The sequence below is a fragment of the Streptomyces sp. NPDC047043 genome (genome assembly GCF_040644055.1).
GTDB lineage: Bacteria > Actinomycetota > Actinomycetes > Streptomycetales > Streptomycetaceae > Streptomyces.
The window spans coordinates 17,651-36,483 of the sequence record NZ_JBEYVO010000037.1 but is presented as its reverse complement, the minus strand read 5'-3'; the positions used below and the strand labels follow the sequence as shown (position 1 = coordinate 36,483).

Genomic DNA, 18,833 nt, shown 5'->3' with positions numbered 1-18,833 from the left:
GGCGTATCGGGGGACTTTTCGGGGGGCCTGCGATGGAGAAGCTCGGGGCCGGGGATCCGCAGCGGATCGGGGCCTATCGGCTGCTGGCTCGGCTGGGTGCCGGCGGCATGGGGCATGTGTACCTCGCCCGGTCGGACCGCGGCCGTACCGTCGCCGTCAAGCTGGTCCGGGAGGAGCTGGCCGCGCAGGAGGAGTTCCGGGCGCGGTTCCGGCAGGAAGTGCAGTCAGCCCGGCAGGTCGGCGGGTACTGGACGGCACCCGTGCTGGACGCCGACACCGAGGCCGCCGTGCCGTGGGTCGCCACCGGATATGTCGCCGGGCCGAGCCTGCAGCAGGTCGTCGGGCACGACCACGGGGCGCTGCCGGAGAGATCCGTACGCATCCTCGCGGCCGGTCTCGCGCACGCGCTCCAGGACATCCACGCCGCCGGGATCATCCACCGGGACCTCAAGCCGTCCAACGTGCTCGTCACCATCGACGGCCCGCGCGTCATCGACTTCGGCATCGCACGAGCACTGGAGACGGTCACCGACGGGGGCCTCACCCGGACCGGCGCGCTCGTCGGATCGCCGGGTTTCATGGCGCCCGAGCAGGTGCGCGGCGACCGCATCACACCCGCGTGCGACGTGTTCTGCCTGGGCTCCGTGCTGGCCTACGCCGCCACCGGCAGCCTCCCCTTCGGCACCGCCAACAGCGGTGTGCACGCCCTGATGTTCCGCATCGCCCAGGAGGAGCCCGACCTGGAGGGCGTGCCCGAGGGCATCGCCGAACTCGTACGGGACTGTCTGAAGAAGGACCCGGCGGCCCGGCCGACGCTCGACCGGATCCTGGAGCGCACCGGCGCCGAGGACACGGTGTCCGGCGGCCGCTCGCGCGACCCCTGGCTGCCGAGCGCCCTGGTGGCCCAACTCGGCCGCCACGCCGTGCAGTTGCTGGACGCGGAGGACCCGGAGGAGGGCACGCCCGGTCCCTCCCTGGAGAAGCCGGAGACGCCGCAGCAGTCGGCCCCCGAGGCCTCGCCCGAGCACGCCCCCGCCGCCGACGACTCCGCACCGGCACCGGCCCCGCCCGCCGGCCCGCCGCCACCCGGACAGCCGGGCACGGGCCCGCTCGACCACCTCCCCACGATGGTCGCGGGCCAGGGCACCCAGACGCCGCCGCCGGCCGCCGCGGCGCCCGCCCACCCCGCGTACGGCTATCCGCAGCAGCACCCGCAGCAACCGCCCGGCGCCTACGGCTACCCGCAACAGCCCGGCGCCTACGGCTACCCCCAGCAACCCGGCCCCTACGGCGGCCTCGGTTCCACCCCGCCCTACGGCCCGTCCTACAACGGCCCGACCCCGCCCTTCGGCGGGCCGCCGGTCACCCCGGAGGAGCCGCCCCGGAGAAGCGGTCGCTCCACGGTCGCGCTGGTCGCCGTCGCCCTGATCGTCGCGCTCGGCGCCGGCGGCTCGGTCTACGCCCTCATGAACGGCGGCGACGACAAGGCCGACGACAAGCCCAGCCCGGCCCCGAGCGCGAGCGCGTCCCCGACGCCCGGACCGAGCACACCGGAGCCGTCCCCGACGTCCGCGGACCCGACCTCGCCGAAGCCTTCGGACGGTGCGATCCCGGCCGGCTACCTCGGCACCTGGACGACGACGATCACCAACGCCGACGGCGAGAACACCCGCGAACTCACCATCCAGCAGGGCGAGGTGGGCGACACGGTCATGTCCCTCGTCGCCGACGGCCCAACCAGCAACGGCAGCTACCACTGCGTGTTCCAGGCCCAGCTGACCTCGGCCCCGGGCAGCGACGGTGCGCTGGACATCGGCCCGTCCACCGTGACGTCCGGCGACTCGGGCTACTGCAAGCCCGGCGACGCCACCGAGATCAGCCTGCTGTCCGACGGCAGCCTCCAGCGCACGAACACCAGCAACGGCGAGAAGCTGACGTACACCAGGCAGTAACCCCAAGTCCCCACTGGCGTAAGGCCGTTGCACACGCAACACCCGTACGGTGCGGCGATGCAGTGGCTGAGCGCAGAGAACGTCGTGGCCGTCGGCACCGCGGTCCTGGGCATCATCGCGTCCGGGATCATGGTCTGGTACGAGCGCCGGGTGCCGCGCCGCAAGCGCGTCGGCTACCGCGTGCAGATGGACAACCCGATCGGCGACAACGTACGCCTGGGCAGAGCCAACGTGCGCATGGGGCTGTTCGACGAGGCCCCCGGCATGTCGGACGCCACCCTCGTCCTGCTCCGCGTCGAGAACGACGGCTCCCAGGGCATCGACCGCGACGACTACACCAGCCCCGAGGTCCACGGCCTGACCGCGGTGTTCTCCGACCGCACCATCCGCGGCGTCTCGGTCACCCAGCCGGACGACACCGACCATCTGATGGACCACTTCACCGCCGCCCGCGGCTTCGGCTACGACGGCAACAGCCTGCGCATCCCGCGCGTCCCGCTCAACCACGGCGACCACTTCAAGCTGCTGGTGCTGCTGTCCGGCGGCCGGGTGGGCGATCCGATACAGCTGATCGGCGGCATCCGCGAGGGCGAGGTGCACCCCAACCGCAGCGCGACGCCCGACGAGAAACCGCCCCTGTTCAGCCGCGCCGCCCGTCTGATCACCATCACGCTCACGCTCAGCGTCCTCGCCCTCGCGGCGATCGTCGTGCTGCGCGACGACAACCCGCCGCCGATCGGCTGCGAGAAGGGCGCCCTGCGGGTCATCGGCTCCACGGCCTTCAAGCCTGTGGTGGAGGAGCTGGCGAGGCAGTACGAGAAGAAGTGCCCGGAGGCCGACATCACCGTGGACGCGCGCGGCAGCTCGGCCGGCGTCAACGAACTCGCCTCCCTCGGCGCCGAGTCGAAGAAGGACGCCCGCAATGTGATCGCCTTCTCGGACGGCCCCGCGATCGGCGCCACCAGCAGACTGCTCGGCCAACGCGTCGCGCTGTCCGTGTTCACGCTGGTCGTCAACGACGGCATCCGACTGCCCGCCAAGGGCCTCTCCCTGGACGACGTACGCCGCATCTACCGCGGCGAGGCGACCCGCTGGAAGCAGGTCGACGCCTCCCTCCCCGACATCCCGATCGTGCTGGTCAGCCGCAACGCCGACTCCGGGACCCGGCAGATCTTCCAGCGCCGGGTCCTGGAGAGCTGGGAGCGGGTGCCCAGCACCTCGCTGGACTGCGTCCACAAGGACGACATCTCCGCGCCCGTCATGCGCTGCGAACTCGACTCCACGGACGACGTACTGAACAAGGTGGCCGAGGTCCCGGGCGCCATCGGCTACTCCGAACTCACCCTCGCCTCCGGCCACCGCGGCCTGCGCTCGGTCCCCCTCGACGGCGCGGCACCCTCCGTGGCGGACATCGAGTACGGCCGGAGCGACTACCCGTACCGCGGAGTGGAGTTCGCCTACACCTACGACCGCGCCCCCTCCGGCTCCCTGGCCTCCGCCTTCCTGGCCTACCTCGGCGAGGGCGTCAGCGAGAACGTCATCCGGGCGGGCGGTCATCTGCCGTGCTCGTCGACGGCGGCCTCGGGGCTGTGCGCGGGGGAGTGAGAGCGCCTCTTGTGGCGAGGTGGCGTGTCCATGACGATGAGGGGAGGCGTCGGCAGCCACAGGAGGACTCATGCGTCCCACGAGGAGAACGGTCCTGACCGCGACGGCGGCGAGCGCGGCCGCACTGGGGGTGGGTGGCACCGCTCAGGCCGCCGGACAGGGCGGCGGCCCACCGGCCACAGCGCAGTCGCCGTCCCGTGAACTGCGTGCATTGTTAAGGGAGTTGGACGCAGATCGCATCGAAGCGACGGTCCGCAGGCTCGTCTCCTTCGGTACCCGCCACACCCTCTCCGTGCAGGACGACCCGGACCGCGGCATCGGCGCCGCCCGCGACTGGCTCCTTGCCGAACTGCGCTCGTACGCCGCCGCCTCCGGCGGCCGGATGACGGCCGAACTCCAGTCGTACGTCCAGGAACCGGCGTCCCGCATCCCCACCGCCACGAAGATCACCAACGTGCTCGCGACCCTGCGCGGCTCGGTCACGCCCGAGCGGGTGTACGTCGTCTCCGGGCACTACGACTCCCGGGTCACCGACGTCATGAACGCCACGTCGGACGCGCCGGGCGCGGACGACGACGCCTCCGGCGTGGCCGTCGTACTGGAGCTGGCGCGGGTGATGGCGAAGCGGCGGCCGGCCTCGACGATCGTGTTCGCGGCGGTGGCGGGGGAGGAGCAGGGGCTGTACGGATCGACGTATCTGGCCCAGCAGTTGAAGGCGGCCGGCACGGATGTCCAGGCGATGTTCACCAACGACATCGTCGGCAGTTCCACGGCGGACGACGGCACGAAGGACCCGCACACGATCCGTCTGTTCGCGGAGGGCGTCCCGTCCTCGGAGACCCCGGAGCAGGCGGCGACCCGCAAGGCGGTCGGCGGCGAGAACGACTCCCCGTCCCGCCAACTCGCCCGTTTCGTACGGGACGTGGCGGACAACGACGCCACCGGCATGCACGTCCGCGTCATCCACCGCCGCGACCGCTACCTCCGCGGCGGGGACCACATCCCCTTCCTGGAGCGCGGCTACCCGGCCGCCCGCTTCACCGAGCCCGCCGAGGACTTCGCCCACCAGCACCAGGACGTACGCGTCGACGACAGCGGCAAGCAGTACGGCGACCTGCCGGAGTTCTGCGACTTCGACTTCGTCGAGCGGGTCGCCAGGGTCGACGCGGCGGCCCTGTGGACCCTGGCCCAGGCGCCGGGCACACCCCGGGGAGCCAAGATCCTGACGTCCGCCCTGACCAACTCCACGCAGCTGGTGTGGAGTCGGGGCACGGAACCGGATCTCGCGGGCTACGAGATCGTCTGGCGCGAGACGACGGCGCCGGAGTGGACGCACGTGATCCCGGCCGGGGACGTCACGACGTACGAGGTGGACCTGTCGAAGGACAACGTCTTCTTCGGCGTGCGGGCGGTGAACACGAAGGGCCTGCGCAGCCCGGTCGCCTTCCCGAACCCGCAGTCCTAGCAGGGGAGTTGCTCAGATCCAGCCCTGCTGCCACGCGCGATGGGCGGCCGCATGCCGGGTGGTCGCCCCCAGCTTGGACATCGCGGCGGACAGATAGTTGCGCACCGTGCCCTGCGCCAGATGCACCTCGGCGGCGATCTCCGCGATCGACGCCCCGGTCCGGGCCGCACGCAGGACCTGCAGCTCGCGGTCGCTGAGCGGGCAGTCGTCCTCGGTCAGCGCGGACGCGGCGATGTCGGGATCGACATAGCGACGGCCGGCGGCGATGTCGCGGATGATCTCCGCGAGCCGGGCGGCGGGCGTGGTCTTCGGTACGAACCCGCGGACCCCGGCGGCCAGCGCGCGGCGCAGCACCGCGGGCCGGGCGTGCCGGGTCACCAGGACGTTCCGCGTGGGGAGCCCGGCGGCCCGGATCTCCTCGGCGGCACGCAGACCGTCGGCGGGCGGCATCTCCAGGTCGAGTACGGCGATGTCCGGCCGGTGTTCGAGGGCGAGCCGTACGGCGTCGGTGGTCGTGGCGGCCTCGGCGACCACGGTCAGGTCCGCCTCCAGCCCGAGCAGCGCGGCGAGGGCGCCGCGCAGGAGGTCCTCGTCGTCGGCGAGAAGCAGCCGGATCACCTGGGCGCCCCCTGTACGGGCAGTGCGGCCGTCACCTCGAAGCGGTCGCCGTCCCGCCGCTCCCAGGTCAACTCCCCGCCCGCCGCCCGCAGTCGCTCGGCGAGCGCGCGCAGTCCGGTGCCGTCCGCGGCGCCCGGCGGGATGTCGGCACCGTCGTTGCCGATCCGCAGCCGGGCCTGCCCGCAGCTGAGCCGGTAGTCGACCTCGGCGACGCGGGCGTGGCTGTGCCGCAGGACGTTGGTGGTGGCCTCGCGCATGACCAGCCCCAGCAGCCCGCGCACGGATTCGTCCAACTCGGCTGCCACGGCGGCCGGTTCGAGGTCCATCCGGGCGTCGATGCCGGCCGCGGCCAGCACCCGGGTCGCGTTGGCGATCTCGTCGTCCAGTGTCGTACGGCGGATCCCCTGCACCACGGCCCGGGTGTCCCGCAGGGCGTCCGCGCACAGCTGCCGTACCTCCTGCATCTCGGCGGCGGCGCGGGCGGGGTCGGCCTCGGTGAGTCGGGAAGCCAACTCCGCCTTGAGCGCGATGACTTGAAGATGATGTCCCTGGATGTCGTGCAGGTCGGAGGCGAACCGCAGCCGCTCGTCCTTGACCGCGAGCTCCGCCTCCAGCTGCCGCGCCCGGTCCAGCTGCCCCGCGACGTGCCACGCCCACAGGGGCCCGAGCACCGTCCACACGGTGAACGCGACCAGCCCCGCCGGGAACGCCGCGGCGTACGCCAACTCCCCGTCCCCGGCGGCCAGGCTGACGGCCCCGCCGGGCACGAGCGCGAGGACGACGGCTCCGCCGATCAGTACCCATCTCGCGCGCGCCGGAACGTAGCTCGCGCCGATCGCCACGGTCACCGCGGGCGCGACCGCCCACAGCCCGTAGTTGTGGCGGGCCAGCGGGAACACGGCGAGCACGACCGCGGCGGCCCCCGCGACCAGCAGCCACCCCACCGGAAGACGTACCGGATCCCCGTCGTGCAGCAGCCCGCCGAGCAGCACGGCACTCGCCACGGCCGCGACGACAACGGCCGGCACGACCGGCACCCGGGCCCAGCCCGGCACGTCGGCGTCCAGCGCCCAACTCCCGTACGACACCACCATCACGCACACGACGGTGCCGGGCACCGCCCACCAGGTGTAGCGCCGAAAGCTCGCCAGCCCCGCCCCGCGGCCCCTCGCCCCCTCCTCCACACAGCCATTGTCGCGGGCGGCCCGGCCCGAATGACAGATGTCATACGGGGACGTGCGCATCCGGCACTACTGGGGCCGGCCCCGCGAGCGCAGGCTGAAGGGCGTCGAGATACCCCACCCCCGTATATGACCCGGAGACCCGCCATGCCCGATGAGAGCCGCGTGACCACGCCGAGCACGAGCCACCGGACCCTGACCGCCCGGGCCCTGGCCCGCCGCTGGCCGACCGTCCTCGCCCTCGCGCTCACCGGCGCCCTGATCGCGAGCGGCTCGGGGGCCGACGGGAGCGAGGACGCCGTCACCGGTTATGCGGAGACCCTGCCGCTGCTGCCGCTGCTGTACGTCGTCATCAACCAGGCCGGGAGTCCCCGGGTGACCTGGCCCGTGCTCGGCGCGGGCGTGGTGGCGCTGTTCGCCGTGCAGGCGCAGGACGCGGTCTCGCCGGGCGGTGTGCTGCTCGCCGTCGCGATGGCCGTGCTGCTGTGGGGCACGGTGCGCGGAGCCCCGCACGGGCGGACCGTGCTCGGGATGCAGGCCGCGGGGGCAGTCGTCTTCGGGACGCTCGCGGTGTCGGGGCTCGTGGTGGATCCGGACATCGGCCGGTACGCGGTGGCGGCGGGCTGGTTCTTCCACGGCGTGTGGGACTTCGCCCACGTGCGGCTGGAACGGCTGAGGGGCATCGTGGCCCCGAGCTTCGCGGAGTGGTGCGCCGTGGTGGACGCGGTGGTCGGCCTGGAGCTGCTGTTTCTCAGCTAGGGCTCTTCTGATGGATCTGCGCGGCGTCGCGACGCCCGGCACGCCCTCTCGGCGTGCCGGGAGCACGCATCGAACGCCGCTCCTTCTCCCACGGAGATCCATCAGAAGAGCCCTAGCCGCCGTCACCGGTGGTCGCCCTCACCTCGGCTCGGGCGGCCGCTGCCGGGGCATGTTCGGGCGGGCGCCCGTCCCCGGATGCAGTGGGAAGCGCCCGTTGAGGCCGCCGTTCTCCTGCCGGCCGCCCGCGGCCACCGCCGACTGGATCCCCATCGGCGCCGACCCCGTCCGGAACTCCACCATCCAGTCGGCGGTCTCCGTACGCACCAGCTCCGTCACGTCCTCCGAGAACTTCCGCAGCACCCCGAGGCACCGCTCGGTGGCCTCGCTCGCCGTGCCCTCCGCCGGCCCCAGTACCTCCCGCACACTCTCCGAGGCCCAGTCGAACTGCAGCACCTGCAGCCGCCGCTGCACGGCCTGCGCGGTGGCCACGTCCCTTATCCAGCCGGACGTCACGCCGAAGAACCGATCCACCGCCATGCACGCCACCGCGAGCAGCAGTGCCAGATACCCCCACGGGGCCACCCCGCCGACGACACCGGTCAGGTCCAACAGCGGCAGCGCGGCCCCGGCTGCGGCCCCCAACGCGGCTCCGCCGCGCAGCACCCGCGCCCCGCGCCGCTTCCACACCCGGTCCGCGAGATACCAGGCGGCCGTGTCCAGCGCCCCTCGCTCCACCCACAGATACAGCTCGTGCAGCCGCTCCGCCGGCTCGCCCCAGTCGCCGAGCGGGAACGACCGCCCGACCAGATCGCCCGGCCGCAACCCGGCCGAACCCTCGTCGCGCCCGTCCTGGGGCGGACCCTCGGGCTGCATCTCCGGCTGACCCACCCGCACTCCCTACTGATCACGACCCTGACCACGGCCCTGATCACGACTCTGCCCGCGACCGAACACGTTGCGTGACACCCGCTGCCGATGTGCCGGACCCTTCCTACCGCCCAATGGGTGGCGAAGCCCCGGGTTTCACCTCTATTCCGCCCGGAAGTGGGTCTTGATCAGGTATAGGACTCGGCGACAACTCACTCGAAAGAGTGCTGGGGCGATGGCTGCCGCGACCACGTAGGCTCGTGCCAGGCGGGAAGGGCCCGCCCGCAAAGCCGTACGAAACCAGGAGCTGATCGTGATTCCCGGTGGTGGCCAGCCCAATATGCAGCAGCTGCTCCAGCAGGCCCAGAAGATGCAGCAGGACCTGCAGCGGGCGCAGGAGGAACTGGCGCAGACCGAGGTGGACGGACAGGCGGGCGGCGGCCTGGTGAAGGCCACCGTCACCGGCTCCGGCGAGCTGCGCGCGCTGAAGATCGACCCGAAGGCGGTCGACCCCGAGGACACCGAGACCCTCGCGGACCTGATCGTCGCGGCGGTCCAGGCGGCCAACGAGAACGCCCAGAACCTGCAGCAGCAGAAGCTCGGCCCGCTGGCCCAGGGCCTGGGCGGCGGCAGCGGCATCCCGGGCCTGCCCTTTTAGGTAACCGGACCTGCCTTTCTAAGAGAGGCGTCCGCCAACTACCGTACGTACGTGTAAGGAACCCCGGGAAGGACGGCAGTCCGTGTACGAAGGCGTGGTGCAGGACCTCATCGACGAGCTGGGGCGGCTGCCCGGCGTCGGTCCCAAGAGCGCCCAGCGGATCGCCTTCCACATCCTGCAGGCGGAACCGACGGACGTACGGCGGCTCGCGCAGGCCCTGATGGAGGTCAAGGCGAAGGTCCGCTTCTGCGCGACGTGCGGCAACGTCGCGCAGGAGGAGCTGTGCAACATCTGCCGCGACGCCCGCCGCGACCCCTCCGTCATCTGTGTGGTGGAGGAGCCGAAGGACGTGGTGGCGATCGAGCGGACCCGCGAGTTCAGGGGCCGCTACCACGTCCTGGGCGGGGCCATCAGCCCGATCGAGGGCGTGGGCCCCGACGACCTGCGTATACGAGAACTTCTCGCGCGGTTGGCCGACGGGACGGTCACGGAGCTGATCCTGGCCACGGACCCGAACCTGGAGGGCGAGGCCACAGCCACCTACCTCGCCCGCATGATCAAGCCCATGGGCCTCAAGGTCACCCGCCTGGCCAGCGGCCTCCCGGTGGGTGGCGACCTGGAATACGCGGACGAGGTCACTCTCGGCCGCGCCTTCGAGGGGAGACGACTCCTAGATGTCTGACGCCACGCTGCATGCCACGACGCAGGACCCGGACGACTTCGCGGTCCAGATCGCCGACCAGGTGGAGAGCTTCCTGGTGGCCGTCACGGAGGTGGCGAAGGGCGACGAACCCGACTCGGCCGTCCCCTTCCTCCTCCTGGAGGTCTCCCAGCTCCTGCTGGCCGGCGGCCGCCTCGGCGCGCACGAGGACATCGTCCCCGACGAGCGCTACGAGCCCGACACGGGCCCGGACGCCGACGTGGACGAACTCCGCGAGAACCTGGCCCGTCTGCTGGACCCGGTCGACATCTACTCCGAGGTCTTCGACCCCTACGAGCCCCGCAAGGCCCCGGTCCCGGCCCGGATCTCCGACGACCTGACCGACGTCATCACCGACCTCCGCCACGGCATGGCCCACTACCGCGCGGGCCGCACCACGGAGGCCCTGTGGTGGTGGCAGTTCTCCTACTTCTCCAACTGGGGCTCGACGGCGTCGGCGACCCTGCGGGCGCTCCAGTCCGTGGTCGCACATGTCCGCCTGAACCAGCCGCTGGAGGAGCTGGACGGCCTGGACACCGACCAGCCGGCGATGGGCGACGAGACACTGGAGTTCGAGGCGGGCAAGGTGATGCAGGAGGAGATCGGGGGACCGCTGGGGATGGGGCCGGTCAAGTAGCCGGCATTGTTGGACGGCACGTCGACCCACAGAACCCTGCGGATCACCTGCTCGGGCTCCGGCTGCGGCTGTTGCCCGGCCTGGCCCTGACCGGCCTGTGCGGTGAGCTGCTGCTGGAGTTCCGCGGTGGTTTGCGCGACCTTGTCCGTGAACTGCCGCACCGTCCGGTCGGTGCGCGGATCAGTTCCGTCGCGTCGTTCACCCGTGCAGCCAGGCGTCACAGCCCCCAAAGCCCCTTGCCCACGGCCGTGACCCCGCCCGTCAGCGCCAGCGACAGCACCAGCAGGCGGGCTCGGTGTTCCGGTATTCGCTCGGCGAGGACCCGGCCGATCAGCGCGCCCACCGTCATCGCGCCGACGATCCATGTCCAGCGGATGCCGCTCAGGTCCGGCACCCCGTTCGCCGCCACCGAGAACGCGTTCACCACCACCCCGTAGAACTGCGCGTTCGGCACGAACTCCCGTACCGTCCAACCCGCGTTGACCGCGTACAGGGACACCGGCGGCCCGCCCACCCCCGCCGCCGAGTTCATGAAGCCGCCCACCGCGCCGGCGGCCACCGCCCCCTTCGTTCCGCGCAACGCGGGTACCCGCGCGCCCCGCAGCACCAGCAGCACGGCGACCGTCACCAGCCCGCCCATCACCAACAGCAGGGCGGGCTCCGGGAGTTGGCGGGTCAGCCACGCCCCCGCCGGTACCGTGCACGCCGCCGCGACGCACAGCGGCACCATCGCGGCCGGGCGTATGTGACGCCAGCCGCCGGCCAGGCCCACGACGCTGATGGCCCCGGCGGCGCAGTTGGCGAGGACCACCCCCTCGGCCGGTCCCAGCAACAGCACCAGCGCGGGTACGGCGACCAGCGCGAACCCCATGCCGGTCAGCCACTGCACGCAGGAGCCGAGCAGCACGATGCCCGCGAGCAGTAGGTCCGTTGTGGCCAAGTGGTCACTCCACGTGAATTGGGCGTGTGTTGGATCTGCGCTGTACGACGGCTGCACGGGCGCTAACCGGCGGAAAGCGAGTCTGGAGTCACTTCCCCAGCAGGAACAAGAACCGGAGACAGTGATGACCCGTCCTTCCCTGGCCAAGCGCGCAGCCATCGTCACCGCCACCGCCGTCGTGGCCCTCGGCACCATCGGCACCGTCGCCGCCACCGCCGGACCCAGGCCCGCGGCCAAGCCCACCGAGCGGCAGATCGCCGGGCTGTTCGACACCTGGAACAAGGCCCTGCAGACGGGTGACCCGGAGAAGGTCGCGGACCTGTACGCCAAGAACGCGGTCCTGCTGCCCACCGTCTCCAACAAGGTCAGAACCGATCACGCGGAGATAGTCGACTACTTCGAGCACTTCCTGCAGAACAAGCCGGTGGGCAAGAAGATCGAGACGATCGTCGACGTCCTGGACAGGAACTCGGCCATCGACACCGGTCTCTACGAGTTCACGCTCACCGACCCCAGGACCGGACAGAAGAGCACCGTCGAGGCCCGCTACTCGTACACGTACGAGAAGATCGACGGCACGTGGAAGATCGTCAACCACCACTCTTCGAAGATGCCCGAAGGGTGATGACGACGCACAGCCCGCCCCCGGGCGCGTCCCGCAGGGCCACGGTTCCGCCGTCGTCGGTCACCAACTGCTTGACGACGGCGAGACCGAGGCCGGAGCCGGAGCGCCCGGTCAGGCCCTGGCCGCGCCAGAAGCGGTCGAAGGCGCGGGACTTCTCCGCGTCGGACATGCCCGGGCCCTCGTCCAGGACGGAGAGGACCACCTCGTCGCCCGCGGTCTCGACGCGGACGGTGATGGTGCCCGAGTCCGGCGAGACCTCCAGGGCATTCGAAAGCACGTTGTCCAGCACCTGGTCCAGATGACCGGGGCTGGCCAGCACAGACGGCCGGCCGTCGGCACTCCCCCTGAGCGTGATGGTGACTCCACGCTCGTCGGCGGCCGGTCTCCACACCGACAGACGTTCCTGCACGATGTCCGGCAGCGACAGCGGTTCCGCCGCCGTCACCTTCGCCTCCGCCCGCGCCAGCACCAGCAGGCCGTTGACCAGGCGGCTCATCCGAACGACCTCCGCGGTCGCCTGCTCCACGTCCTCCCGTACGAACTCGTCGTCCACGCCGTCCGCGATGTTGTCCAGCGACAGGCGCAACGCCGTCAGCGGGGTGCGGAGTTGGTGCGAGGCGTCGGCGACGAAGATGCGCTGCGACGCCACCAGCGTGTCGAGGCGTTCCGCGCCCTGGTTGAGGGTGCGGGCCAGCGTCTGGGTCTCCGGCGGTCCCGTCACCGGGGAGCGCGCGGTCAGGTCGCCGTCGCTGAACTTGCTCGCCATGCCGTTGAGTTCGCGCAGCGGCGCGGTGATCCGGCGGGCGGCAACCGCGCCGATCAGCGCCGCCACCCCGAGCACCGCCACCGCGAGCCCCGCCCGGAAGCCCCAGATCGTCCACAGCCTGTGGGTGAGATGGGACGTGGAGTACACGATCCGTACGGCGCCCACGACCTGGTCGCCCTGCTTGGCGGGCACCGTGATCACCAGGTCCCTGCCCCAGATGAAGTCCGAGCCCCAGTCGGTGGTCGGCTCGCCCTTCTCCAGGGCCTTCGTCAGCGCCGCGTCCCCCGCGGGACGGGGCACGTCCGCCGCGCACCGGTCCGTGGTCGTGACCTGGACCTTGTCCTTGGTCTCGAAGGCGTACGCCTCTGCCATCCTCGTCAGCGCCCCGCACGAGGACTTGTCGCTACTGGCCAGCAGCAGCGCCATGGTGGTCGCCTCGCGCTTGACCGACAGCTCGGTGTCGTCGCGCAGCTGCTTGGTGAGCGTGAACGCCACCGGCACCGTGAACAGCAGGATGGCGACGGCGACGAGCAGGATGTAACTGCGGATGAGCTGGCGGTTCATGACGCCTCGGCGTCCTTGACGATCTCCAGCCGGAAGCCGACCCCGCGCACCGCCTCGACGGTGATGATCCCCATGAACTTCCGCCGCAGCGCCGCCACATGCACATCGAGCGTCTTGGTCGGCCCGAACCAGTTCGCGTCCCAGACCGCTTCCATGATCTGCTCCCGGGACATCAGCGCGCCCGGCTCCTCGGTGAGGAAGGACAACAGGTCGTACTCCTTGGGCGCGAGGGCGACCTCCTCGCCGTCCACGTGCACCCGGGCCGCCTTGCGGTCGATCGTCAGCCGGGACCCGTACCGGTCAGGACCTGCCGCGGCCTCCTCCGGCGTACGGGGCTGCACGCGCCGCATCACCGCTCGTATCCGCGCGATGACCTCCCGGACCCCGAACGGCTTGGAGACGTAGTCGTCCGCGCCGAGCTCCAGGCCCACCACCCGGTCCGTCTCGTCGCTGCGTGCGCTGATCACGATGATCGGCACGTCACCGCGCTCGCGCAGCGCCTTGCACACGTCGAGGCCGTCGGTGTCGGGCAGCCCGAGATCGAGGAGTACGACGTCGTACGGATCCTTGTGGCTCAGCGCCGCGCCGCCCGTCGTGACCCACTCGACCTCGAAGCCGTAGCGGATCAGCCCACGGCGCAGGGACTCGGCGACCGGCTCATCGTCTTCCACCAGAAGTACGCGCACAGGCGAACCCTAGTGCTTGAAATTTAAGGACGACCGAAAGTGATCGGCGGCGGCCGATCGCCGAGTCCGCTGCTCAGACGGTCACCACAGCACCGGCAGCCGCTCCGGAATCCGCTTCATGAATCCCGTCCGCCACACCAGCTGCTCGACCGGCACCGCCAGCCGCAGCCGCGGCATCCGCTCGAGCAGGGTCTCCAGGGCGATCTCGGCGTGCCTGCGGCCGAGGGCGGTGGCGGGGCAGTAGTGGCGGCCGCCGCCGAAGGAGAGGTGGGCCGTGCTGTTGGCACGGGTCAGGTCGACGGTGTGCGGGTCGGGGAAGGCGGCCGGGTCGAAGTTCGCGCCCTCGACCAGGACCAGCACCAGCTCGCCGGCCGCGACCTTCACGTCTCCGAGGAATACGTCCTCGGTCGCGAGCCGCGGCAGTCCGTCGCCGATGGAGAGGTTGATACGGAGCAGCTCGTCGACGGCCGCGGGGATCTTCCCGGGGTCCGCGACCAGCTCCTCCTGCAGCTCCGGGTGCTGGATCAGCGACACCAGCGCCATGGTCAGGAAGCCGGAGGTCGAGATGACGCCCGCGCCGAACATCGTCACGCCGACCGTCGCGAGCATCTCGTCGGTGAGATGGGCGTAGTCGGGATCGTCGCGCAGGGCGGCGATCTCGGCCATCAGACCCGTGGTCGACGGGTCGTCCAGCCGCTCGGTCATGTACGCGATGTCGCGGTCCCAGTTGAGCCGGGCCCCGGTGACCGGGCAGGCCGAGTTCATGAACGCGATGTCCAGGCTGCGCATCAGCCGCGGCGCGTCCGCCTGCGGAATGCCGAGGATGCGGCAGTGCATGCCGGACGAGTACGGATCGGCGAAACCGCCCCGCAGGTCCACGGGAGCGCCCTCGCGCACCAGCCCGTCGACGAGCTCACCGGCGTAGGACCGAAGCCACTCCGCCAGCCCCGGGCTCTTCGGATTGAGCGCCCTGAGCACGGCCTTGCGCAGTCCGGCGCCGGTGATGTTCCCCATGTTGTTGACGACCTCGGGCGGGATCGTCAGCGCGTACTGCCGGGGCACACCCGGGGCCGAGGTGTCCTTCAGGCTGAACCGCGGGTCCTCCAGGACCTGCTTGCACAGTTCGTACGACGACACCAGCCACGCCTCGTCGCCCGCGATGGTGCGCACGCGCCGTACGGGGGTCGTGGACCGCAACTCCTCGACCTCGGCGGGGAGTTGGTCGCCGCGCCAGGAGAACGGGAAGTCGATGAGCAGGTCAGCGGACATCGGTGTCCCCCTCGGCAGGCGTGACGATGGCGTGGCCCTGGTTGCGGGAGGCGCGCAGCCCCGCGCCGGGCGAGTAGAGCAGCCCGGCCATCGGCAGGAGCTGGTGGTAGCAGTTGAGGGAGGAGGGGACGCCCAGGATGGCGGGGGTGTCCAGGAAGAGGGGCGCCTCCGCGGTGACGTACTCCATGCAGACCTCGCGCTGCCGGACGGTCACCTGCCGGTCCTTGGTCGCGAGGAAGGCCTCGACGAGCTGTTCGCAGGTCGTGCGGAACTCGTCGTCGGAGGTCAGGCGGGTGCGCAGGTCCTCGTGGATCTCGCGGTACGCCGTGTTGTCGCGGAAGTCCGACATGGCGTGCGCCCTGAGCCGGGTGCCGCCGGGGTCGGCGGCCCGGACGGCGCCGAGCACCTTGGCCCGCACGCCGCGCAGGTTCTTCACCGCCTTGCGGCGCGCGTCGTCGGCCGTATAGCCGGACGCCTCGTACATCTCGGCCACGTGCAGGTCCGTGTAGACGAAGTCCACGCGCTCGAAGAGGGCGAGACCCCAGCGGGCCAGGTCCTGTATCCGGCTCGCGGAGAAGTAGCTGTTGCCGGGGGAGACGCCGATCACGGCGTGGTCGGCGGCGGTGAGGATGACCTCGCAGTGGGGAGTGAAGGGCCGGACCTCGAAGAGGTCGGCGGGTGTGACGTGCTGGATCTCGGAAACGGTCGCAGTCGTCAAGGAAGGAGAATCCTTCGCGTCGCTAGTCCCGATGGAGCCGTGTGCTCCTGGTGTGGCGACGACGACGCGAAGTTATCGGGCGGCTACTCAGAGCGTCAACGGGTGACCTGGCCCACTTTGCGGAGTGTTCACGTCGGGCCGGGGCAGGGTCCGTGCTGGAGCGGCCGGTCTCACCATGTGGTTCCACGTGGGTGGATTTCGGGCGCTCGATAAACTGAGCCGACCGCAGTACGGATGCGTATCTGCGGAAAGATACGGGACGAGCGAGGAGCGCAAGTGGGCCTTGTCGTGCAGAAGTACGGAGGCTCCTCCGTAGCCGATGCCGAAGGCATCAAGCGCGTCGCCAAGCGAATCGTGGAAGCGAAGAAGAACGGCAACCAGGTGGTTGTCGTCGTTTCCGCGATGGGCGACACGACGGACGAGCTGATCGATCTCGCCGAGCAGGTGTCTCCGATGCCGGCCGGGCGTGAGTTCGACATGCTGCTGACCGCCGGAGAGCGTATCTCCATGGCACTGCTGGCCATGGCGATCAAAAACCTGGGCCACGAGGCCCAGAGCTTCACCGGCAGCCAGGCAGGTGTCATCACCGACTCGGTCCACAACAAAGCCCGGATCATCGACGTGACGCCCGGTCGTATCCGTACGGCGCTGGACGAGGGCAACATCGCCATCGTCGCCGGCTTCCAGGGCGTCAGCCAGGACAAGAAGGACATCACCACGCTCGGTCGCGGTGGGTCCGACACCACCGCGGTGGCGCTGGCGGCCGCCCTCGACGCCGAGGTGTGCGAGATCTACACCGACGTCGACGGCGTGTTCACCGCCGACCCGCGTGTGGTGAAGAAGGCGAAGAAGATCGACTGGATCTCCTTCGAGGACATGCTCGAGCTGGCCTCGTCCGGCTCGAAGGTGCTGCTCCACCGCTGTGTGGAGTACGCCCGCCGCTACAACATCCCGATCCACGTCCGGTCCAGCTTCAGCGGACTGCAGGGCACCTGGGTCAGCAGTGAGCCGATTGGGGACCAGAAGGTGGAGCAGGCCATCATCTCCGGTGTCGCGCATGACACCTCCGAGGCCAAGATCACGGTCGTCGGCGTGCCGGACAAGCCGGGCGAGGCCGCCGTCATCTTCCGCAGCATCGCCGATGCCGAGATCAACATCGACATGGTCGTGCAGAACGTGTCGGCCGCGTCGACCGGTCTGACGGACATCTCCTTCACCCTCCCCAAGACCGAGGGCCGCAAGGCCATCGACGCCCTGGAGAAGGCGAAGACCGCGATCGGCTTCGACTCGCTGCGCTACGACGACCAGATCGGCAAGATCTCCCTGGTCGGCGCGGGCATGAAGACCAACCCCGGGGTCACGGCGTCCTTCTTCGAGGCGCTCTCCGACGCGGGCGTGAACATCGAGCTGATCTCGACCTCCGAGATCCGCATCTCGGTCGTCACGCGTGGCGACGACGTCCCGGACGCCGTGCGCGCGGTCCACTCCGCCTTCGGGCTCGACTCCGACAGCGACGAGGCCGTTGTCTACGGAGGCACCGGGCGATGACCAGCGCCTGCCGTCACCTTCCCGTCGTTCGCCCGGAGGGCGGGCCGCGCGGCGTCTGGTGCGTGCGATCGCAAGGCGCCGGAGTGTCCGCGTGGCGGAGTCACGTGGGCACTCCGGCAACGCGGCGAGCGTGCGTGCCAGGCATCGTGGGGCAGGCGGAAAGGTGACAGCAGGCGCTGGACCGACGCTCGCGGTCGTGGGAGCGACCGGGGCCGTCGGCACGGTCATGCTCCAGATCCTGTCCCAGCACGCGGACATCTGGGGCGAGATCCGTCTGATCGCCTCGCCGCGCTCGGCCGGCCGCAAGCTGGCCGTGCGCGGCGAGGAGGTCGAGGTGGTGGCCCTGACGGAGGCGGCCTTCGACGGGGTCGACGTCGCCATGTTCGACGTACCCGACGAGGTGTCCGAGCGCTGGGCGCCGGTCGCCGCCGCCAAGGGCGCGGTGGTCGTGGACAACTCGGGCGCCTTCCGGATGGACCCGGACGTGCCGCTGGTCGTCCCGGAGGTCAATCCGCACTGCGCCCGTCGCCGGCCGCGCGGGATCATCGCCAACCCCAACTGCACGACGCTGTCCATGATCGTGGCCCTGGGCGCGCTGCACGCCGAGTTCGGGCTGCGCGAGCTGGTCGTCTCCTCGTACCAGGCCGTGAGCGGCGCCGGGCGCGCAGGTGTGGACACCCTGCGGCAGCAGCTGTCCCTCGTCGCCGGTACGGAACTGGGGACCAGCCCCGGTGACGTACGGCGGGCCGTCGGCGACAACACCGGGCCGTTCCCGGAGCCGGTCGCGCTGAACGTGGTGCCGTGGGCCGGCTCCCTGCGCGAGGACGGCTGGTCCTCGGAGGAGATGAAGGTGCGGGACGAGTCCCGCAAGATCCTCGGCCTGCCCCACCTGCCCGTCGCCGTGACCTGCGTACGGGTGCCGGTGGTCACCACGCACTCCCTCACCGTCCACGCCCGCTTCCAGGGCGAGGTCACCGTCGACGGGGCCCGCGAGATCCTCGCCACCGCCCCCGGGGTCGTCCTCTTCGACGACCCGGCCGCCGGGGAGTTCCCGACGCCCGCCGACGTCGTGGGCACCGACCCGACCTGGGTGGGCCGGGTGCGGCGCGCGCTCGACGACCCCACGGCGCTCGAACTCTTCGTTTGCGGCGACAACCTGCGCAAGGGTGCGGCCCTCAACACCGCACAGATCGCGGAGCTGGTGGCGACCGAGTTCAGGTGACGGGCTGTGACGGTGGTCGCGCTCCCATGACGTGCCGTGTTGCGTGCAACACA

General features: G+C 71.0%; 18 protein-coding genes. 10 read left to right on the top strand and 8 right to left on the bottom strand.

Features of this window, described 5'->3' with window-relative positions; translation table 11 throughout:
- Nucleotides 1-32 precede the first annotated feature (32 nt).
- The 3 genes from ABZ880_RS43525 to ABZ880_RS43515 all read left to right on the top strand — a co-directional run bounded on the left by ABZ880_RS43525 (nucleotide 33) and on the right by ABZ880_RS43515 (nucleotide 5,022).
- The gene (locus tag ABZ880_RS43525; RefSeq protein ID WP_361275600.1) at nucleotides 33-1,952 is read left to right on the top strand and encodes a serine/threonine-protein kinase; all 1,920 of its coding nucleotides are present in this window, start codon (nucleotides 33-35) and stop codon (nucleotides 1,950-1,952) included.
- Nucleotides 1,953-2,009: 57 nt separating this feature from the next.
- Nucleotides 2,010-3,557, top strand: coding sequence for a substrate-binding domain-containing protein (locus tag ABZ880_RS43520; RefSeq protein WP_361275598.1), 1,548 nt, complete (start codon nucleotides 2,010-2,012; stop codon nucleotides 3,555-3,557).
- A 70-nt stretch (nucleotides 3,558-3,627) separates the two neighbouring features.
- Nucleotides 3,628-5,022, top strand: coding sequence for a M20/M25/M40 family metallo-hydrolase (locus tag ABZ880_RS43515; protein WP_361275596.1), 1,395 nt, complete (start codon nucleotides 3,628-3,630; stop codon nucleotides 5,020-5,022).
- A 12-nt stretch (nucleotides 5,023-5,034) separates the two neighbouring features.
- Here the strand turns inward: ABZ880_RS43515 and ABZ880_RS43510 are convergent, their stop codons facing one another.
- Both ABZ880_RS43510 and ABZ880_RS43505 read right to left on the bottom strand, forming a co-directional pair.
- Nucleotides 5,035-5,640 (bottom strand): response regulator transcription factor, encoded by a 606-nt coding sequence (locus ABZ880_RS43510; protein WP_361275594.1) that lies wholly within the window; start codon nucleotides 5,638-5,640, stop codon nucleotides 5,035-5,037.
- Nucleotides 5,637-6,824, bottom strand: a complete 1,188-nt coding sequence (locus ABZ880_RS43505; protein WP_361275591.1) for a histidine kinase — start codon at nucleotides 6,822-6,824, stop codon at nucleotides 5,637-5,639. The genes ABZ880_RS43510 and ABZ880_RS43505 overlap by 4 nt, the downstream gene beginning before the upstream one ends.
- A gap of 144 nt (nucleotides 6,825-6,968) precedes the next feature.
- Here ABZ880_RS43505 and ABZ880_RS43500 point away from each other — a divergent pair, with 144 nt between their 5' ends.
- Nucleotides 6,969-7,580 (top strand): hypothetical protein, encoded by a 612-nt coding sequence (locus tag ABZ880_RS43500; RefSeq protein ID WP_361275589.1) that lies wholly within the window; start codon nucleotides 6,969-6,971, stop codon nucleotides 7,578-7,580.
- A gap of 138 nt (nucleotides 7,581-7,718) precedes the next feature.
- Here ABZ880_RS43500 and ABZ880_RS43495 read toward each other — a convergent pair whose 3' ends face one another.
- Nucleotides 7,719-8,468: an SLATT domain-containing protein gene (locus ABZ880_RS43495; protein WP_361275587.1), complete on the bottom strand. Its 750-nt coding sequence runs from the start codon at nucleotides 8,466-8,468 to the stop codon at nucleotides 7,719-7,721.
- 292 nt (nucleotides 8,469-8,760) lie between these two features.
- Here ABZ880_RS43495 and ABZ880_RS43490 point away from each other — a divergent pair, with 292 nt between their 5' ends.
- The 3 genes from ABZ880_RS43490 to ABZ880_RS43480 all read left to right on the top strand — a co-directional run bounded on the left by ABZ880_RS43490 (nucleotide 8,761) and on the right by ABZ880_RS43480 (nucleotide 10,442).
- Nucleotides 8,761-9,105: a YbaB/EbfC family nucleoid-associated protein gene (locus ABZ880_RS43490; RefSeq protein ID WP_030942250.1), complete on the top strand. Its 345-nt coding sequence runs from the start codon at nucleotides 8,761-8,763 to the stop codon at nucleotides 9,103-9,105.
- 82 nt (nucleotides 9,106-9,187) lie between these two features.
- Nucleotides 9,188-9,787: a recombination mediator RecR gene (recR, locus tag ABZ880_RS43485; RefSeq protein ID WP_361275583.1), complete on the top strand. Its 600-nt coding sequence runs from the start codon at nucleotides 9,188-9,190 to the stop codon at nucleotides 9,785-9,787.
- Nucleotides 9,780-10,442, top strand: coding sequence for a DUF5063 domain-containing protein (locus ABZ880_RS43480; RefSeq protein WP_361275580.1), 663 nt, complete (start codon nucleotides 9,780-9,782; stop codon nucleotides 10,440-10,442). Before recR ends, ABZ880_RS43480 begins: the two co-directional genes overlap by 8 nt.
- A gap of 217 nt (nucleotides 10,443-10,659) precedes the next feature.
- Here the strand turns inward: ABZ880_RS43480 and ABZ880_RS43475 are convergent, their stop codons facing one another.
- On the bottom strand, nucleotides 10,660-11,382 hold the full coding sequence (locus ABZ880_RS43475) for a sulfite exporter TauE/SafE family protein (RefSeq protein WP_361275577.1): 723 nt from the start codon (nucleotides 11,380-11,382) through the stop codon (nucleotides 10,660-10,662).
- Between the two features lie 124 nt (nucleotides 11,383-11,506).
- Between ABZ880_RS43475 and ABZ880_RS43470 the strand changes: the two genes are divergently transcribed.
- Complete coding sequence (locus ABZ880_RS43470) at nucleotides 11,507-12,007, top strand: SgcJ/EcaC family oxidoreductase (protein ID WP_361275575.1); 501 nt, start codon at nucleotides 11,507-11,509, stop codon at nucleotides 12,005-12,007.
- On the opposite strand, the gene ABZ880_RS43465 is transcribed toward ABZ880_RS43470, so the two are convergent.
- The 4 genes from ABZ880_RS43465 to ABZ880_RS43450 form a co-directional block, all read right to left on the bottom strand.
- On the bottom strand, nucleotides 11,973-13,337 hold the full coding sequence (locus tag ABZ880_RS43465; protein ID WP_361275572.1) for a HAMP domain-containing sensor histidine kinase: 1,365 nt from the start codon (nucleotides 13,335-13,337) through the stop codon (nucleotides 11,973-11,975). The two genes, ABZ880_RS43470 and ABZ880_RS43465, sit on opposite strands and share 35 nt — an antisense overlap.
- On the bottom strand, nucleotides 13,334-14,023 hold the full coding sequence (locus ABZ880_RS43460; protein ID WP_361275570.1) for a response regulator transcription factor: 690 nt from the start codon (nucleotides 14,021-14,023) through the stop codon (nucleotides 13,334-13,336). The genes ABZ880_RS43465 and ABZ880_RS43460 overlap by 4 nt, the downstream gene beginning before the upstream one ends.
- An 81-nt stretch (nucleotides 14,024-14,104) precedes the next feature.
- Nucleotides 14,105-15,292: a cytochrome P450 gene (locus ABZ880_RS43455; protein ID WP_361275567.1), complete on the bottom strand. Its 1,188-nt coding sequence runs from the start codon at nucleotides 15,290-15,292 to the stop codon at nucleotides 14,105-14,107.
- Complete coding sequence (locus tag ABZ880_RS43450) at nucleotides 15,282-16,010, bottom strand: tRNA-dependent cyclodipeptide synthase (protein ID WP_361275564.1); 729 nt, start codon at nucleotides 16,008-16,010, stop codon at nucleotides 15,282-15,284. The genes ABZ880_RS43455 and ABZ880_RS43450 overlap by 11 nt, the downstream gene beginning before the upstream one ends.
- A gap of 276 nt (nucleotides 16,011-16,286) precedes the next feature.
- Between ABZ880_RS43450 and ABZ880_RS43445 the strand changes: the two genes are divergently transcribed.
- Nucleotides 16,287-17,558 carry an aspartate kinase gene (locus ABZ880_RS43445; RefSeq protein WP_361275562.1) on the top strand — a complete coding sequence of 424 codons (1,272 nt, stop codon included), beginning with the start codon at nucleotides 16,287-16,289 and terminating at the stop codon, nucleotides 17,556-17,558.
- 163 nt (nucleotides 17,559-17,721) lie between these two features.
- Nucleotides 17,722-18,780, top strand: coding sequence for an aspartate-semialdehyde dehydrogenase (locus tag ABZ880_RS43440; protein WP_361275559.1), 1,059 nt, complete (start codon nucleotides 17,722-17,724; stop codon nucleotides 18,778-18,780).
- Nucleotides 18,781-18,833 lie beyond the last annotated feature (53 nt).

Excerpts from the sequence above, each read along its gene's own strand:
- ABZ880_RS43500 (WP_361275589.1), top strand. The coding sequence starts at position 6,969 with ATGCCCGATGAGAGCCGCGTGACCACGCCGAGCACGAGCCACCGGACC.
- ABZ880_RS43515 (WP_361275596.1), top strand. The coding sequence starts at position 3,628 with ATGCGTCCCACGAGGAGAACGGTCCTGACCGCGACGGCGGCGAGCGCG.
- ABZ880_RS43520 (WP_361275598.1), top strand. The coding sequence starts at position 2,010 with ATGCAGTGGCTGAGCGCAGAGAACGTCGTGGCCGTCGGCACCGCGGTC.
- ABZ880_RS43525 (WP_361275600.1), top strand. The coding sequence starts at position 33 with ATGGAGAAGCTCGGGGCCGGGGATCCGCAGCGGATCGGGGCCTATCGG.
- ABZ880_RS43465 (WP_361275572.1), bottom strand. The coding sequence starts at position 13,337 with ATGAACCGCCAGCTCATCCGCAGTTACATCCTGCTCGTCGCCGTCGCC.
- ABZ880_RS43480 (WP_361275580.1), top strand. The coding sequence starts at position 9,780 with ATGTCTGACGCCACGCTGCATGCCACGACGCAGGACCCGGACGACTTC.
- ABZ880_RS43455 (WP_361275567.1), bottom strand. The coding sequence starts at position 15,292 with ATGTCCGCTGACCTGCTCATCGACTTCCCGTTCTCCTGGCGCGGCGAC.
- ABZ880_RS43470 (WP_361275575.1), top strand. The coding sequence starts at position 11,507 with ATGACCCGTCCTTCCCTGGCCAAGCGCGCAGCCATCGTCACCGCCACC.